Annotated in this window: 17 protein-coding genes; 3 read left to right on the top strand and 14 right to left on the bottom strand. The window is 42.9% G+C overall.

Going from position 1 to position 16,159, the window contains the following annotated elements:
- Window positions 1-34 precede the first annotated feature (34 nt).
- From C2M32_RS00965 to C2M32_RS00915, 11 genes are all read right to left on the bottom strand, one after another.
- Window positions 35-346, bottom strand: coding sequence for a hypothetical protein (locus tag C2M32_RS00965; RefSeq protein ID WP_105166685.1), 312 nt, complete (start codon window positions 344-346; stop codon window positions 35-37).
- Window positions 347-982 (bottom strand): hypothetical protein, encoded by a 636-nt coding sequence (locus C2M32_RS00960; RefSeq protein WP_105166684.1) that lies wholly within the window; start codon window positions 980-982, stop codon window positions 347-349. It lies immediately after the preceding gene.
- Between the two features lie 56 nt (window positions 983-1,038).
- Window positions 1,039-1,731, bottom strand: a complete 693-nt coding sequence (locus tag C2M32_RS00955; protein WP_105166683.1) for a PspA/IM30 family protein — start codon at window positions 1,729-1,731, stop codon at window positions 1,039-1,041.
- Between the two features lie 23 nt (window positions 1,732-1,754).
- On the bottom strand, window positions 1,755-2,168 hold the full coding sequence (locus C2M32_RS00950) for a DUF2170 family protein (protein WP_105166682.1): 414 nt from the start codon (window positions 2,166-2,168) through the stop codon (window positions 1,755-1,757).
- Window positions 2,169-2,245: 77 nt separating this feature from the next.
- Window positions 2,246-3,967 carry a polyamine aminopropyltransferase gene (locus C2M32_RS00945; RefSeq protein ID WP_267894509.1) on the bottom strand — a complete coding sequence of 574 codons (1,722 nt, stop codon included), beginning with the start codon at window positions 3,965-3,967 and terminating at the stop codon, window positions 2,246-2,248.
- Between the two features lie 2 nt (window positions 3,968-3,969).
- Window positions 3,970-4,869, bottom strand: coding sequence for a DUF350 domain-containing protein (locus tag C2M32_RS00940; protein ID WP_105166680.1), 900 nt, complete (start codon window positions 4,867-4,869; stop codon window positions 3,970-3,972).
- 36 nt (window positions 4,870-4,905) lie between these two features.
- Window positions 4,906-5,841, bottom strand: a complete 936-nt coding sequence (locus C2M32_RS00935; protein ID WP_105166679.1) for a hypothetical protein — start codon at window positions 5,839-5,841, stop codon at window positions 4,906-4,908.
- A gap of 293 nt (window positions 5,842-6,134) precedes the next feature.
- Window positions 6,135-6,650 (bottom strand): DUF2489 domain-containing protein, encoded by a 516-nt coding sequence (locus C2M32_RS00930; protein WP_105166678.1) that lies wholly within the window; start codon window positions 6,648-6,650, stop codon window positions 6,135-6,137.
- The gene (yihI, locus tag C2M32_RS00925) at window positions 6,650-7,234 is read right to left on the bottom strand and encodes a Der GTPase-activating protein YihI (RefSeq protein WP_105166677.1); all 585 of its coding nucleotides are present in this window, start codon (window positions 7,232-7,234) and stop codon (window positions 6,650-6,652) included. Before yihI ends, C2M32_RS00930 begins: the two co-directional genes overlap by 1 nt.
- A complete protein-coding gene (locus C2M32_RS00920) occupies window positions 7,231-7,908 on the bottom strand; it encodes a class I SAM-dependent methyltransferase (protein WP_105166676.1) in 678 nt (225 codons plus the stop codon). Before C2M32_RS00920 ends, yihI begins: the two co-directional genes overlap by 4 nt.
- A 647-nt stretch (window positions 7,909-8,555) precedes the next feature.
- The gene (locus tag C2M32_RS00915) at window positions 8,556-9,188 is read right to left on the bottom strand and encodes a c-type cytochrome (RefSeq protein WP_105166675.1); all 633 of its coding nucleotides are present in this window, start codon (window positions 9,186-9,188) and stop codon (window positions 8,556-8,558) included.
- 313 nt (window positions 9,189-9,501) lie between these two features.
- On the opposite strand from C2M32_RS00915, the gene yihA reads away from it, so the two are divergent.
- Window positions 9,502-10,155, top strand: a complete 654-nt coding sequence (gene yihA, locus C2M32_RS00910) for a ribosome biogenesis GTP-binding protein YihA/YsxC (RefSeq protein ID WP_105166674.1) — start codon at window positions 9,502-9,504, stop codon at window positions 10,153-10,155.
- A gap of 9 nt (window positions 10,156-10,164) precedes the next feature.
- On the opposite strand, the gene C2M32_RS00905 is transcribed toward yihA, so the two are convergent.
- From C2M32_RS00905 to polA, 3 genes are all read right to left on the bottom strand, one after another.
- Window positions 10,165-10,686 (bottom strand): DUF1285 domain-containing protein, encoded by a 522-nt coding sequence (locus tag C2M32_RS00905; protein ID WP_105166673.1) that lies wholly within the window; start codon window positions 10,684-10,686, stop codon window positions 10,165-10,167.
- Window positions 10,670-11,242, bottom strand: a complete 573-nt coding sequence (locus C2M32_RS00900) for a YceI family protein (protein ID WP_105166672.1) — start codon at window positions 11,240-11,242, stop codon at window positions 10,670-10,672. Before C2M32_RS00900 ends, C2M32_RS00905 begins: the two co-directional genes overlap by 17 nt.
- A 387-nt stretch (window positions 11,243-11,629) precedes the next feature.
- Window positions 11,630-14,395, bottom strand: coding sequence for a DNA polymerase I (gene polA / locus C2M32_RS00895; RefSeq protein WP_105166671.1), 2,766 nt, complete (start codon window positions 14,393-14,395; stop codon window positions 11,630-11,632).
- A 430-nt stretch (window positions 14,396-14,825) separates the two neighbouring features.
- On the opposite strand from polA, the gene elbB reads away from it, so the two are divergent.
- Together elbB and C2M32_RS00885 are read left to right on the top strand one after the other, a co-directional pair.
- Entirely contained in the window at window positions 14,826-15,476 is a 651-nt protein-coding gene (gene elbB / locus C2M32_RS00890) for an isoprenoid biosynthesis glyoxalase ElbB (protein WP_105166670.1), read from the top strand.
- A gap of 163 nt (window positions 15,477-15,639) precedes the next feature.
- On the top strand, window positions 15,640-16,032 hold the full coding sequence (locus tag C2M32_RS00885; RefSeq protein ID WP_105166669.1) for a c-type cytochrome: 393 nt from the start codon (window positions 15,640-15,642) through the stop codon (window positions 16,030-16,032).
- The last annotated feature ends 127 nt before the right edge of the window (window positions 16,033-16,159 follow it).

Raw genomic sequence — 16,159 nt, 5'->3', positions numbered from 1 at the left:
AATCATTTGCAATTGCAAGCTGTCAAATACTGACTCAGTGTGTGTGGGCGATTAGTAGTTCTGCCACGCGCTGTTTAACCGCGCGCTTATCATCTGCGTCCACACCAAAACGCTCAGCGAGCAGCGTGATCTCTTCATTACTGAGGTTAAAAGACAGACGTTGCCTAGTCTTTTTAGATTTGACTTCCAAATTGAGTATTTTACGGATCATGTCAGATGGGGTCAGTTCCTGATCTATCGCTTGCTTTTTGATAGATTTTTGCACTTCACTACTGAGATCGAACGCCATTTGCGTTGCTCTGACAGCTTGCTCTTGGCGTTGCCACTTCGCTTTTGCATCACTCACTTAGTCACTCCCTGGGAACAGTTCCACAATATCTGAGATAGGTCGGCTAAGCGTTAAAGAAACATCCGTTTCACCACCATCCCAAATTTCTATGTTCAGGCTATGCTTGTCATCATCTGACGCCAAACAAATCATTTCACAAGGTTCACCACCTTCTTGCTCGAACTGAGGTAACGTCTGCTGACGAAAGTCTCGCTGATGAAAATAACACACAAACGGCGCTTGCGTTTGCTGATAGCGCTGACCCAAAAACTGGCTAAATCGCTCCGGCGTGTTAACAACACTAATTTGCGTCAGTGAATCCTCATCAAATATCCTCGCAAATTCATCCAGTGTGAAAATGTCGTCCACATCTTCTCGCTGAATTTTTATGGAAAAGTTAGCCCATTGCTCACCATCTTCTTGCTCAATTTGTAAAAATACCACTTGACCTGATTGATTCTCCAACACCATTTCATATTCAGCACCATATTGATATTGGTAAGTATTCACGGCTACTACCCGCAGACTTTGCCCCTTCAACCATTTTGGATAAGCAAACGAGTCAATGAGCGTCAACATATCACCCACTTTTAACTGCGACGGTTCAGTTAATTGGCGTGTCGGCGCTGTTTTTTTCTTAAAAAAATTAAACATATCTCACCTAAAAAATGGCAGGGGCTAACACAACAAACAGGTCGCCCCTGACTGAGCTAGTTACCTTGTTTCGCTTTAATGCGCGCCAAAATATCTTCACTTTTTGGGTTACTTCCACCGATCCCCGCTTGAGCTAGTTTTGCTTTCAGATCCTCACCATTGGTCTCTGCTTCAAGAGCTTTTGCTGCACCAAGTTGATCTTGACGGTCTTGCTGGCGCTGTCTAATTCGCTCCAATGACGCTTTCGCTGACGTCATCGATGAACTGTTGGTGTTTAATGTACTGTTCACCGCCATGGTCGCTTGCTGAACACTTTCAGTGGTTTTAACCATGCTGAGTTGACGCTGGTTTTCTTTGATCGACTTTTCCGCCTCTTTCACTTGCTGCTTTAAAGTCACGATATGCTGGCTAAAGCCATTAAGCACTTCTTCATGCTCAGCTTTTTCCGTTTCGAAATCACCTATTTTCTCTGCAATTTCAAGTGCCAGCGCTTCATTTCCTTGCTCTAGAGCTTGCCCAGCATAGCCTTCATGCTCTGCAATAGAATCTTCTAACGCTTTGATCTTTCTTGATGTTTGCATTTCTTTTGCCATCACTTCTGTCAAGCTACGCTTCGCTTTTTGCAGCGCATTTTTGGCGTCGGCAATTTCCTGTTCAAAAATACGAATACCATTGGCATCAACGATAGCCTCGCCTGCTTCGCGCGCGCCACCACGAACAGCTGTGAATAATTTTTTTAAAATACTCATAATCTTAACTCCTAAATACTTATTTAATCGTTTAAATAAGGGGTAACGGCGTCTAGCGCTTCTATCGCATTGTCAGCAAGTGTCACTAACTCGTGAGTAATATCATCAAATGAAGAGTTAACCGACAAAGCACCAAAAATTGCATAACGGTTATCAACCTTGGCAAACGCACTAAGCGGAATAGGCACGTTCAAACGTAGTAAGGTTTCATTAAGCTCATCTTTTAGCTCAGCTTTAACTTCTTCATCAGCAAACAAATAACTAATACACAGCAACTGCTCTTGCGTTTGTGTCACAAAAATAGGCAGTTCATCGTTGCCATCTACAATCACTTGCAAAACATCTTGTTGCTCGGGGTTCGCTATCATAAATGATTCAAAGCCTACCCCTTCTGTTTCGAAAGAAGCCAGTTTGATTGAAAGTTCATTTAATTCCATTTTATCGCCTTATTAATTTGACATATTATGTCTTAGTTAAGAGTTGCATGGCTGACATATTATGTCAACCTTTAAAACTAATTTTTATACAGCTCATTTTCTACCTGCCAGGCCTGACGATAGTAATCATATAAAATACCTGATCCTAGCTGGTTAACATCAATCTGATTTTCGTATGAAAAGAATTGGCTAGGAAATACAAACGCAGCCAATAAATACTCCTTACTTGCCCAGCGGGACGCTACGGGAAGGTGCTCAGCTCTGCTGATCCTAGCACTCGCAGAACTGCCAGCTTTAGTTGCTATCGTCCAACCCCATTGACCAAATGACGGTACATTTTGCTGATACTGCTCAACATAACTAAACCCTGCTGACTTTACGGTTTTTGCGATACTGATAAATGCTTTTTTGGCGTGGTAGGGCGAAGTTGACTGCACCACCATGGCACCATCAGCGGCCAGCAACTGTCTTAAATGATTATAAAAATAATCGCTATACAGCTTGTTCAAATCAGGGTGATTGGGGTCTGGTAAATCGACAATTATGGTGTCAAAAAGCGCCCCCTGAGCCAATAAGCTTTCAACCTCTAGAAACGCATCCGCCACAGTAATGTTAGCTCTTGGATCTGACATCGCTTGATGATTCAACTGAGCGAGTCGTTGCTTAATATCTTCGGGCGCATTGTATTGCTCACCCGAATAACCAAATAAATTGAGCAACTGCCCATCTAAGTCAACTAAGGTTACATGCTGAACAGGCCATTTAAGAACATCTCGTAGTGCCAGCCCATCCCCTCCACCAATGATCAGCACATTATCGTGGCGGTTAGACGCTAACATGGCTGGATACACTAACATGGTGTGATAAATTTGCTCATCAACACTGGAAAACTGTAATCGGCCGTTCAGGTAAAGATCCGTAATTGGCTCACTTTGATTACGACTTAAACGCTCCGTCAAGACCACATGCTGATACTTGGTCGCCTCGGAATAAATCACTTTGTCTTTGTACAGTACATTGCTTAGCTCTTTCATCCAGCTACTGCCAAAGAGCAGCACAAAGCCAAAAAGCACTAACAATAAGGCATGGCAAACAATCAACACCGTGACAAAACGTACATGCTGATGGTAGCGCCACAAGAACGCCAGACCCGCAACTATGTTGAACAACGCAGTCCAAGCCGCAGCCTGCATAATGGGCATAGCGAGCATAATACTGACCCAAATGGCTGCGCCAATTCCCGCTCCGATATAATCGGCACCGTAGATGGTTCCGGCGTTATTTTCTAAAAAACGCCCATATACCTGCTGACGAATACGTGCAATCAGCGGTATTTCCATACCGATAAGCATCCCCAATAGTAAACCAAAAACATAGGGCAAAAACCTTGCTACTTGTTGGAGTTTTTCGAATACATAACCATTAAGCACAACATCTGCGGGTAAATTAAAAATCGAAGAGAGTAAGTGAGGCAAGGAATAACTGACTGCTATTACACTGGCAATCGCCAAAATACAGCCCATACCGACAAGGGCTATGATGCTTTCTAGCCAAGCAAAGGCAGTAAATGCATCTTTAAACCACCTAGCCAAAAACGCGCCAATGCCCATTGCAACGATCATCGTGCCTATCATGGCATAAATGGCGCTTTCAACAGAGCCCAGTACACGCCCAGCATAATGAGATAGTAAATATTCATAGATAAGGCCGCACCCAGCAAGCACAGCCATCACGGAGATCAGTAAAAAGTCATGCCCAAGCAGCGCTCTGCGGCTTGGGCCGGTTGCGGATTCAGCCAAAATTATGCACCAAGTAACGTCGCCATACTGATACCAATGGCAAAAGAAATGGCGGCAGAGATTGTCGCAACCCCTACATTTTTCTGACGATTGACTTCATCGGAGATGTCACAGCCTGCCAAAATGATTTTAATGGTCAGTAAGTGCAGTAAAATAAACGCTATTACACTGACAACAGCACACAGCGCCCAGCATGCTAAACTCAGCATCAGATTCTCAGGGGCATATGGCGCGACGCCTGAGGCTGCTGTGATGGCCAACGCACTCCCAATTAAAAAGCCAGCATAACGTACCCCGACCGCCAAATTGCCATCAACAATCGCTTGTTGCAGACAATCGCCACTGCGGTTTGTGCGTTTGAATAACTGCACACGATATTGGCTGATCAGCAATAACACAATGTTTGCAATAATGAACGCGGCAATCACGATTGGTAAACCATGCCAACCTTCCGTTGCGACCCACAATAACGCAGAGCGAATCACCACCGCAACACTCACCACGTGACCAAAGTCGATTAACGACGCCGTCGTGTTACCTTTGACTATTTCACTATGCAAACTCACCTTAGATAGCGCAACTTTATCTTGAAAAAAGTGACCCAATTTAATTAGTAGTATGGCTAATAATCCATACCCCCCCATCTGCAATGCTTCTTGCGCTAAAGATGGCGCGAAGGCGCCACTACTCACCCCGGTCAACACAATTGCGAGCGCAGCTAATCCACCGGCAAAACTGATACCGAAAGCAAAATTATCTCGCTCTGTTATCTCATCGTTTGCATGTAAGTTTGATACCCAACCCTTAATAAATTTTAAACTCACAAACAGTGCGATAATAATAGCAAAATCAATGGCCAAGGCTTGTAAAGACCACATCGCTATTCCATTAAATTCGTACATTTCTATAACTCCAACAATTGTTCTTTACACTTGGCATTACTTGCCACGACTTACACCACGAGAGGTTCGGCTACTACTGTTTCGTACCGTCCCCGAACCACTTTTGCTATAACTACTGGAGGTAGCATAACTACTGCGCGAGCTCACTGGTGTGTAGCTACTGCGACTCAAACCAGACGCACCACTGCGTTTTTTAGCGTAAGGGCTAGTAAATTGTTTGCCTTGGCGTTGATAAGACTGACGCGTGCGAGTTTCCAAAGCGGTTTGTGCTTTGATCTGTTTAGGGCTTGAATAGCGATAACGACCATAATCATTGTAATAGCTGTATTTACGACGCTTGCTCCAACTACCGTACTCTACAGCATCAAAGACATCATCTAACAGGCGATACATGCCATACCATTGCCAAAATGACATGCCATCATTGTTTGTCTGCCACTGACCATAGTTAGGATTACCAACCAGTTGGTTCCCTTCACCTGCCCCCTCTGCACTTTGACTAATTGCGCCGACTCTCGCCAGCTTGCCATTTGACATGTCGGCCAACATATTTATCGGATCGGTTAAAGCGTCTCCAAACAAACTGGGCTTCATGGCCTCGCGTAGTACATCTAAGCGTGCCAAGGTTGCTTCGTCTGGAGGCGTTTTGGGTAGATTTTTTATCTCAGTGAGACGGTTGGCCAGACCGCTATAAAGTGGTCCCTGTGCGGTCGCATCTTGTGCAATTAGCGAACTTATTTGCGATAGTTCGGGACGCTGCTGCTGAAGTACTTTCTGGTACTCTTTGAGCAAGGTGGCATTACGAATTTGCCCTTGTTCCAGCGCCATTTTTAAATCAATGAGCTCTTTATCTGCCTGTTGAATTGATTGCGTGATCGACTGCTGCAATTGTTCTTCTTTAGAAGAACACGCTCCCAGCAAACACACCACCAAAAACAAGCTGATAAGCTCCCATGCTTTTATTTTCGACATTCATGTCACCGTTTGATCAATGCAAGCCTGTTTTGATTTAACGCCTAAAGCGCCAAACCCCCAGAACTAAATCATATTGTTTGAATTCCCTGTATTAGTGTCACATAGCTTTTGTGAGATGCCAAGCTGCAAATTGCAACAAAATAACGCCAACAAATCACCTTGTTCAAAACAAATTCATCGCCTTGAATGTATTTGATTTTATTTACATTCAAGCACCAATCCAAAGTACATGGCCACTAAAAAATAAAGCGACCATTTGATCGCTTTACCCGTGTCATATATCAATGCCGTTACTGAAATACTACTTTATCACTGCCGGGCAGAGCCTGAAATTGTGCAACCAATTTCTCGCAATCGTCTAATATTGCCTGCTCTAACTGTTCTTCAGCACGCCAGCGCGTTGTATCCATTTTAAACACTTCTTTCTTTGAATACTTTTTTCTCGCATCATGGGTGGGCATATCTTTAACCACTTCATACATTTGATGCACACCAGGGTAGACTTCTGATAGCTCAACTTCATCGGCGAAACTGTATTGAGAGATCAGTACCCAAACACGTAAACACCCTTCAGAGTATTCACACTGTTTCTCTTTCATGGCTCTTGCTAGTAGATTGATACTGTCGGCAAGTTTGGCATTACGCTGTTGGCGAGCTTGCATGAGCTTTTCAGTGTGCGCAGCTTGATGTTTGGCTATCTGAGCTTTCTGCTCTTTTAATTGCCACAGCAATTTGCCCGCATAAAATGATAGCCCCGCAATGATAGCAGCGCCACAGACTACAGCAATCACCAGCCCAATAGCCATTATCTTTCCTCGTTTTCGTCTTCGTCAGTTAACCATTCATTAGCCAAGTCATTACTCATAAATGACGCCAACGGATCATCGTCAATCATATCTTGTTCTTCAAACTCATCATCCAAACCCAGTAACTCACAAAGTTCCTGATGGCGTGCCACTGAGCGATTGAAGTACTTCGCATCTTTGCCAGTTAACAACTCACCACGTTCGTGACGTTCTAATAAAGACATTAACCTTTCGTCATTTTCAAGCTGCTCAAGCTCTTGTTCAGGCGACAATTGTGGTTTGACTTTCTTCAACTCAACTTGAGGCAGCAAATGACGCTTCATCACAGGCTCTTGCGTTTGCTCTGTCGTTTGAGCAACCAATGGCACTGGTTTTTTACTGCCTACGCGTTGATCTTTCGCGCTCTTGCCAGCTGTTTGCTCTTTGTTCACTTTAGCTTCTTGTGCATTACGCGAACCAGGTTTAGCGCCTTTGGTCTTCTTTACGCGTTGCTCTTTGATTGCCCTAAGCTCTTTGAGCTTGTCTTTACTCAGTCTAGGAGTACCATTACTGGCAACCTTACGGGTTTTCTTCTTTCTGGTCATAATATTTCTTCACTCGGTGCATAAGGCACCTCTGGTTTTGTTAAGATAATGACATCGTTACCAATAAATTCGATATCGCTGCCATAAATTTGTGCCACATATGCAAACGTTTTACGGCTAAAAAACGAAATATGGGTTAGATCATTTTTATAGTGCCATGTTGCAAAGCGTGTCTTGTCCATTACCAATTTAGTCATTAACACCAGAGGTGCTCCGGGTTTTAATAATGAAAACAACTGGTTCAAGATTCTTTTAGGTTGTGCAATATGCTCTATTACCTCGGTACAGGTAATAAAATCATATTGCCCCGTTAATACCGCAGGATCATTTGCATAGTATAGGTCATAAACTGACATCTTATGTCCGGCTTCTGTCAGCATATGCGCCAGTAAAGGCCCCGGCCCACAACCAAAATCTAATCCTGTAGCAGGCTCTGTAATACGAGCAAGTAAGGGGTCCGCCACCCGTGATAAAAAGCGCCGATAACCCTCGTCATCTAATTCATTTTGATGGCTGTCGTAAATCGCTTTCTCTTGCTGTGGTGACACACGTTCACTCTCGCCCACAAAGACCAGTTGGCAGCATTCACATTGCCAATAATGACGACGTTTATCCTGATGGTAATGTGTGATTTCCACATTGCCACACAGACCACATGATGAGTTTAATTGCACGACTGACTTACAGAATATTAATTAAGAGGCGTATTGTAGCAGGTCTATTTGTAGGCATAAATAAAAAGACGGTAGAGATTGCTCCCTACCGCCTACTAATCTGAGCGTCACAAAACTGGACACTTCTCCCTTCGACTTTTAAGTCTTTATTATTTTTATTATGCTGTCTTCCATTTTGTTTTTATTGTTACTTCCCTGAGCCTTTCCATATTGTTTTTATTATTAAACTTCCATGGGGCTTTTATTCTTATCGGTCAATCCTGACACTTTATTGTTATTTCCATAATTATGAGTACCAATCTTAGTACTAAACCTGTCACCTACGCTTCCATCGCGTTTAATCCATATTGTTTTATTGCCTTGGCGACATCAGATAATCTACGCCTTAATGAAATAGTTACAACTGGTTAATAGTAAATTTCCGATATTGCCTTTAATTGAAAAAGTGTAAACCTTAAAATTACAATTACTTACAACTTAAATAAAAAACAAAATAAGAAATATCTCACAAACCAGAATGGCAAATGTCTCACAAGATTTTTGGGGGATATCGTAATCGTTAACAGGGATCAAAAAAGGCAGCGAGCGCTGCCTTTTTACACGATTTGCTTAGTTTATACGCGAAAGTACAAACTGCCTATCAGACTTTAGTGTAAGCCACCCAAGTACTTTGATAGAATTTCGATGTCTTTGTCTGTCAGCTTTTTCGCAATATCCTGCATCATGCCATTAAGGTCATTTGCACGCGTGCCATCACGGAATTTAACTAACTGAGATTTGATATACTCTGGATGTTGGAAAGAGATTTTAGGGAATTTAGCTAACGATGTGCCGTTACCACGAGGTCCGTGACACGCTGCACATGACGGAATACCGCGCTCAGCATCACCTGCTTTATAAAGCTTTTGACCCGCTTCAACAACATCTTCAGGAGTGGTACCAGCACTCATGTTTAAAGAGGCAAAATAGGCTGCTAAATCTTTCATATCTTGATCAGAAAGAGGCATCGCCATGCCACTCATGACTGGGTCCATACGGCCTTCACTGCCGCCAGATGTCATGCCAAGCTTAAATTCTTGTAGTTGCTTATAAATGTAGTCCGCATGCTGACCAGCAATCTTCGGATACATAGTTACAGGTGCATTGCCATCTGGGCCGTGACATGCTGCACAAGTTGCAGACTTTGCTTTACCCGCTTCTGCGTCGCCATCAAATGCTGTTGCGTTGCTTGCTGACAACGTACCAAGCAACATTGTTAAAGTTAATGCTATTTTTTTCATGGTAAATTCTCTGTTTCGACCCTGTAATATTTAGTCCCAAGACACGATGACATGCTTTTCAGCGTAACTTGAGTAGACAATCTTTATCTTTACGTTGCAATTTTTACATTCTACACGATATAAATTTTTCTGGCACGTTTTCTGCCCACATTAAGCTTATAAATTATGGGGTTTTGACCTAGATTAAGTTCTAATCCTACTGAAAAGCGGTTTTAAAAGCACCCTGAGCCAACAATGCCTGCTTTTGCAACGACGCTAAGTGTTATAAACTACGTTTGTTTTAGCCATTTTGTTTTTATTGTTAGGAGAGCCAGTGCTCAAATCTCGGATCAAATACCATACCGCTAGTTTTATAACCAGTGCGCCAGATATTTCTAAGCTGCCAGCAGATGAAGGCATAGAGGTCGCATTCGCGGGTCGCTCCAACGCAGGTAAATCAAGCGCTCTAAACGCCCTAACAGACCAAAAACTGGCGCGCACCAGTAAAACACCAGGCCGTACACAGTTAATTAATACCTTTGAATTGGACGCGGAAAGACGCCTGATTGACCTTCCTGGTTATGGCTTTGCTAAAGTACCAATCGAAATGAAAAAGAAATGGCAGCGTTCATTGGGAGAGTATCTGCAAAAGCGTAAAAGCTTGAAAGGACTCGTAGTCCTAATGGATATTCGTCACCCTCTCAAAGACTTGGATATGGACTTGATTAACTGGGCGGTTGATAGCGAAATACCTATTTTGGCGCTACTGACCAAGGCTGATAAACTCAAACAAGGCAAACGTAAAGCTGAAGTCCTACAAGTGCGTAAAGCATTAGCCGAGTTAGACGCCGATATTACCGTCCATGCGTTTTCATCTTTGAAAGGTATTGGCTTAAATGAGCTTGCATGGAAACTCGATGATTGGTATTTAGGGCCATTTGTCAAACCCGATGCGCAGGACGATGAACACACAGAAAATAATGAATAGTCTCAAGTGCTATTCATTTAAGTAATAATGTATACCTGCTGAGCGTAGATAAACCCCGTGTTTGTCCTGCTCAGCAATTTGCGCCCACTGATAGTAAACATTTCTTGCAACTCTTGCCTGTAAGCCATTGCTTAAACATAGATAAGGAAGTTGCTGTTGTTCAAAACAACGCAGAACCAGAGGGTAATGCTGGCAAATTGGCCACTTTCTTCCCAAATTATCAACCGCAATTAACACATCCATATCATCTAACTGATGGCTATACCAGCTGGTTACTAAAAAAGCGACATCTTCGACCTCTACTTCACAGCGCTCTACAGGTGTGGTTAACCAATGTGTATTTTGCTCACAACTGAGCACACTGGCAAACAGTTGTAGCAACCCTAACCGCTTGATTTCACCGCCTTGATGAAACCATCGTCCTTGTTTATCGATACGCATATCTATCATGCCACAAGTTTGCCCCGTCCATTTTTCTGTCGGGGCATGTGGCGTGACAAGTTCAGTCATTAAATCAGTGAGCTTGCTCATTGAACACCAAACTAAAGGTTACCGGTACTGCCGTTGCGATAGTGTCTAAGCCCGCTATTTTTCTCAGCGCCTCAACACCGGCCACCATATTAAAATCGCTCGCATTAATCAGTACGTTACGAAGCGGTGTCACGTGTAATTGCTGATTATTCTTATTCACTACCAAATCCAGCGCTAATGTCTGTTGTTGGCCATGTAATGACAGCTCAACAGGTACTGACTTAAAGACTTGAACACCATTTTTCAGCGATTTAAGGTAACTGTTCAGATCAGCGGTGATATTCGCTTTTGGGAAATTGCTGATATCAAACAGCATCTCTTGCATACGCTGATTGCGAATAGGGATCATGGTTTCAATTGTTTTGAGATCGATTGAAAATACTAACTTGCCATCATCTGAAAGTGTGCCTTCCAATTTCTTGAAATGGTGATTTTCAGCAATGGTGTTCTTTTTGATAGAAGTGATACTTAAATCACTTTGCGTAGCATCTAACTGCCAAGCAGCAAAAACTTGGGTTGAAAGCAAACTAGCACAGAGTAATACCGACTTAAGCATGACGAGATCCTTTTTATGTAATGAAGAATCCTAATACTAACACGCAATACTCAATGATACATGAATGAAAAGAAAAACACGGCTCACCAAATTTAGTGAGCCGTTATAGCAATCTGGGGAGAAGCTATCAATACGTTGTATCCTCTTGCGAGAGATACATCATCAACAGGATGTCCTACAGGATGAGGACGCGCGCACTGTAACAAAACCTCTGACAGAAATAAACGCCCAGACGCAAAAACTGGGCCAATTTGATATTTTATAAACATCTCGTTGTCCCCATTTACGCTTTCTTTACTAATATTGCCAATAAAAAAGGGCGCTACACGCCCTTTAATGAATATATTAATTTTTCTTATCTGAGTAAAAACGCCTTAAATTCTCTTATTAATGCGCTTGCTCCCAGTTTTCACCATGATCGGCTTCAACCAACAAAGGCACATCCAATGTCGCCGCTTCACTCATCAGCTCACAGATTTTGTCACTAAATTGCGTCACTTTATCTTCAGCTACTTCAAATACAAGTTCATCGTGTACTTGCATGAGTAGTTTTATATCATCACGAGATTGAGTATGTAACCAGTCACTCACTTTCAGCATCGCTTTTTTGATTATATCTGCCGCAGTGCCTTGCATCGGAGCGTTAATCGCAGCGCGTTCCGCCGCTTTTCGACGTGCGCCGTTGCGTGCTTTTATATCAGGTAAATGTAGGCGACGGCCAAACAATGTCTCTACGTAACCTCTTTCAGCAGCTTCTTCACGCGTGCGCTCCATGTATTCCAACACCCCAGGGAAACGCTCAAAGTATTTATCCATGTAGTGCTGTGCTTCATGGCGTGGAATATCTAACTGGCGAGATAAACCAAATGCACTCATGCCATATATCAACCCAAAGTTCACTGCTTTGGCTTTACGACGCATATCGGAAGTCACGTCCTCCAATGGCACCGAGAAAACCTCCGAAGCTGTTGCACTGTGTACATCTTTACCTTGTGCGAACGCACTAAGAAGCCCTTTATCTTGAGATAAGTGCGCCATGATCCGCAGTTCAATTTGGCTATAATCCGCCGCTAAGATCTGCTTGCCCTCATCAGCAATAAATGCTTGGCGAATACGACGCCCAGCTTCGTTACGGATAGGAATGTTTTGCAAGTTAGGATCACTAGAGCTCAAACGACCTGTCGCGGTTACCGCTTGATGATATGAGGTATGAACCCTGCCCGTATCTGGGTTAACAAGTTTTGGTAGCTTATCTGTGTACGTTGATTTGAGCTTAGCTAATCCTCTGTGTTCGATGATTAGTTTAGGCAATGGATAATCATGCGCTAGCTCTTGCAGTACTTCTTCGGCAGTGGAAGGTGCGCCTTTTGGAGTTTTCTTAACAACTGGCAAACCCTGTTTTTCAAACAAAATAGCCTGAAGTTGTTTCGGCGAACTGAGATTAAACTCTTCGCCAGCCAATTCAAACGCTTCCTTCTCGATTTCAGCTAAACGCTCACTCAGTTGCACACTTTGCTGTGCCAACATTGATGAATCGATTTTCACGCCTGTGCGTTCAATCTCAGACAACACAGATAACAGCGGTAACTCGATATCAAGAAACACTTCTTGCAGTTTTTCATGTTGCTTTAATAAAGGCCACAGGTGTTCATGTAAGCGTAAGGTAATATCTGCATCTTCTGCTGCATAGGGTGCCGCTTTTTCCAGTTCAACTTGGTTGAACGTCAATTGAGATTTCCCTTTGCCGGCGACATCTTCAAAACTGATATTTTTGTGGCCTAAGTATTTAAGCGCCAAAGAGTCCATATCATGGCGTGTTGCCACACTATTGAAAACATAAGATTCCAGCATAGTATCAAAAGCGATGCCGTTGAGCTCCAATCCAGCTCTGGCTAAAACACTCTTGTCATACTTGAGGTTCTGACCAACTTTTTTGATTTTATCGTCTGCTAAAATAGCAGACAATTTTTCAAACACTAGCGCCTTTGGAAGTTGCTCAGGTGCACCTACATAATCATGTGCAATGGGTAAGTAAGCAGCTTCTCCTGGTGCGACCGCAAAACTCATCCCAACCAGATCCGCCTGCATATAATCAACACTTGTTGTTTCAGTATCAAAGGCAATCAAGGGTGCAGATTGCAATTTATCCAGCCAACGTTCCAACTGCTGCTCAGTCAAGATGGTCTCGTAGTTAGCCTCTGGCTGTTGAGCCATCGGTGCGCTACCCGTCGCTTCAATATCGGCAATATCTGACTTACTAGTGGCACTTGCATCATCTAACAGCTCACTTAGCCAACGCTTGAATTCACACTCAGCATATAGCTCGATCAACTTATCTTTATTCACTGGTGCAATCGCAAACTGTTCCAGATCCTGTTCAACTTCTACATCAAGTTTGATGGTCGCCAGCTCATAAGATAGTTCTAACTGTTCTTTATGCTCTTCAAGCTTTTTAGCCATGGTTTTAGAACCACGAAAGCCTAGTCCAGCAATTTCATCAAGACGCTGATACAGAGACTCTATTGAGCCAAGTCCTTGTAACATGGCCAATGCAGTTTTTTCGCCAACGCCAGGCACACCTGGGATATTGTCAACTTTGTCACCCATCAACGCTAAGTAATCAATAATCAGCTCGGGACCAATGCCAAATTTGTCTACCACACCCTGCGGGTCTAAGACTGTGTTGGTCATGGTATTGATTAATGTGACGTGTTCATTCACCAGTTGCGCCATATCTTTATCGCCCGTGCTTATTAACACATGACGTTGTTGTTCTGCAGCTATACGAGCAAATGTACCAATGACATCATCCGCTTCTACGCCTGTAATGCTAACAAGTGGTAACCCCATCGCTTCGATAATATCGTGGATCGGTTTGATCTGAGACCTCAGATCATCGGGCATAGGAGGACGATGGGCTTTATACTCACTGTACATTTCATTTCTAAACGTTGGCCCTTTGGCATCGAACACTACCACCATGTGACTTGGCTGGTATTGCTTTAACAAGCTCTTGAGCATGTTGATCACGCCATAAATAGCACCTGTTGCTTCTCCTTTTGAGTTAGTAAGATGCGGTGGCGCATGATACGCCCTAAAAAGATACGAAGAACCATCAACCAAGATCAAAGGATTTTCAGGGATCAGAGACATAATAAAGGGGATCCTAAATGAGCTTTTAAATAACAGCATAAGGATGCCATAAGGACACAGATAAAACGAGGGATAAAAGTGAAGAAGATAATCAGTTGGAACACTAACAAGCTGTGGATAACTTTGTAGATAACCACAATCAATCGCGGCAAGGATGTTCTAAAACATTTACCGTCTGATATAAACCATTGATATTAAAAAGAAAAGCAAACTCTTTTTTTATTATTATATAAGCCTAAAATGTGGAAAAACATTTTGGTGCTCACAAAGATTAGAACAAGCTGTACAAAAATCAAGCTCTATTTTGTGAGCGGACGGGTATACTAACACAATTGATCAAAGATCAAATAAGATCCTTTATAATATTTTTCTTTGCTACTAATTACAATTAAGCATAAGCCTGTAAGATCTTACATTTGAGGGAGTACATATGAAAAAAATCGCAATTATTTTGAGTGGCTGTGGTGTCTATGATGGGGCAGAAATACATGAGTCTGTGTTAACAATGTTGCATATTGAACAATTAGGAGCCAGCTATGAATGCTTTGCACCCAATGTTCAACAACATCATGTTATCAATCACTTGACCGGTGAAGAGCAAGCCCAGCAACGCAACGTATTAGAAGAAGCCGCTCGTATAGCAAGAGGCAACATTAAAGATTTGTCAGCGTTAAACGCCAATGAATTTGATGCCTTGGTGATACCTGGAGGTTTTGGTGTAGCCAAAAACCTGAGTAGTTTTGCTTTTGACGGTGCTCAAGCAACGATTCTCGAGTCACTCAAGCATTGTTGTCAGTCGTTTACGCAGCAACACAAACCGATTGCGTATTTGTGTATTGCCCCAACGCTTATCGGCCACATTCACCCTAAAGGCACACTCGCAACAATAGGCAATGATGAACAAACAGCTGCCGCCACAGAGCAATTGGGTGCCAAGCATGTTAGTTGTGATGTGGATGATATTGTTGTCGACGAACAACACAAAGTTATCAGTACCCCCGCCTACATGCTAGCGAACTCAATTACGCAGGCATCAAGCGGGATCCAAAAAGCGCTCCAGGCACTTTTAGATATGAGCTAAATGATAAAGCACTTGCCAATATTTGCGCTAAAGCAATAAATTGGGCATTTTTCTTCTAATATACACAAGTTTAGTTTTATAAATTAGTTGGTGGCGTTATAATCGCTAGAAATTCCGTCATCTTATCGTGATTGATCACGTCCAAATGAAGTGAGCAAGACAAATGAAAAAACTTTCTGCAGCATTATTATTGCTATCAACGGCCGCAATAGCGCAGCCTTATGACAATGCTTTAACTGAAGAAGCAATTCAGAAACGTATCGCACCTGTTGGCAGCGTATATTTGGCTGGTGCAGAGAGCGCAGCTGAAGCGGCACCAAGTGGGCCTCGTTCAGGCGAGCAAGTTTATCAAGCGGCCTGTTTTGCCTGTCATGGTACTGGCGCATTGGGTGCACCAAAAACGGCTGATGATTGGGCACCTCGCCTAGCAAAAGGCACTGACGTACTTCTTGATCATGCAATCAACGGCTTCAACGCAATGCCACCTCGCGGCACGTGTATGGATTGTTCGGATGATGAGATTGCTGCAGCAATTGAATTTATGACAGCTAAATAATGTCAATAAAAAGAAGGGGATCGCACGATCTCCTTCGATATTGCTTCGTAAGTTCAAAAAACCTCAATCAAAGTCACCCATATTGAACTTGACCCTTGCCGATAAAAGTGAAAATATACGGATAATA

Origin of the sequence: Pseudoalteromonas sp. T1lg23B, from assembly GCF_002964665.1 — a bacterium.
Lineage (GTDB): Bacteria > Pseudomonadota > Gammaproteobacteria > Enterobacterales > Alteromonadaceae > Pseudoalteromonas.
This window is presented reverse-complemented; position numbering and strand designations above follow the sequence as displayed.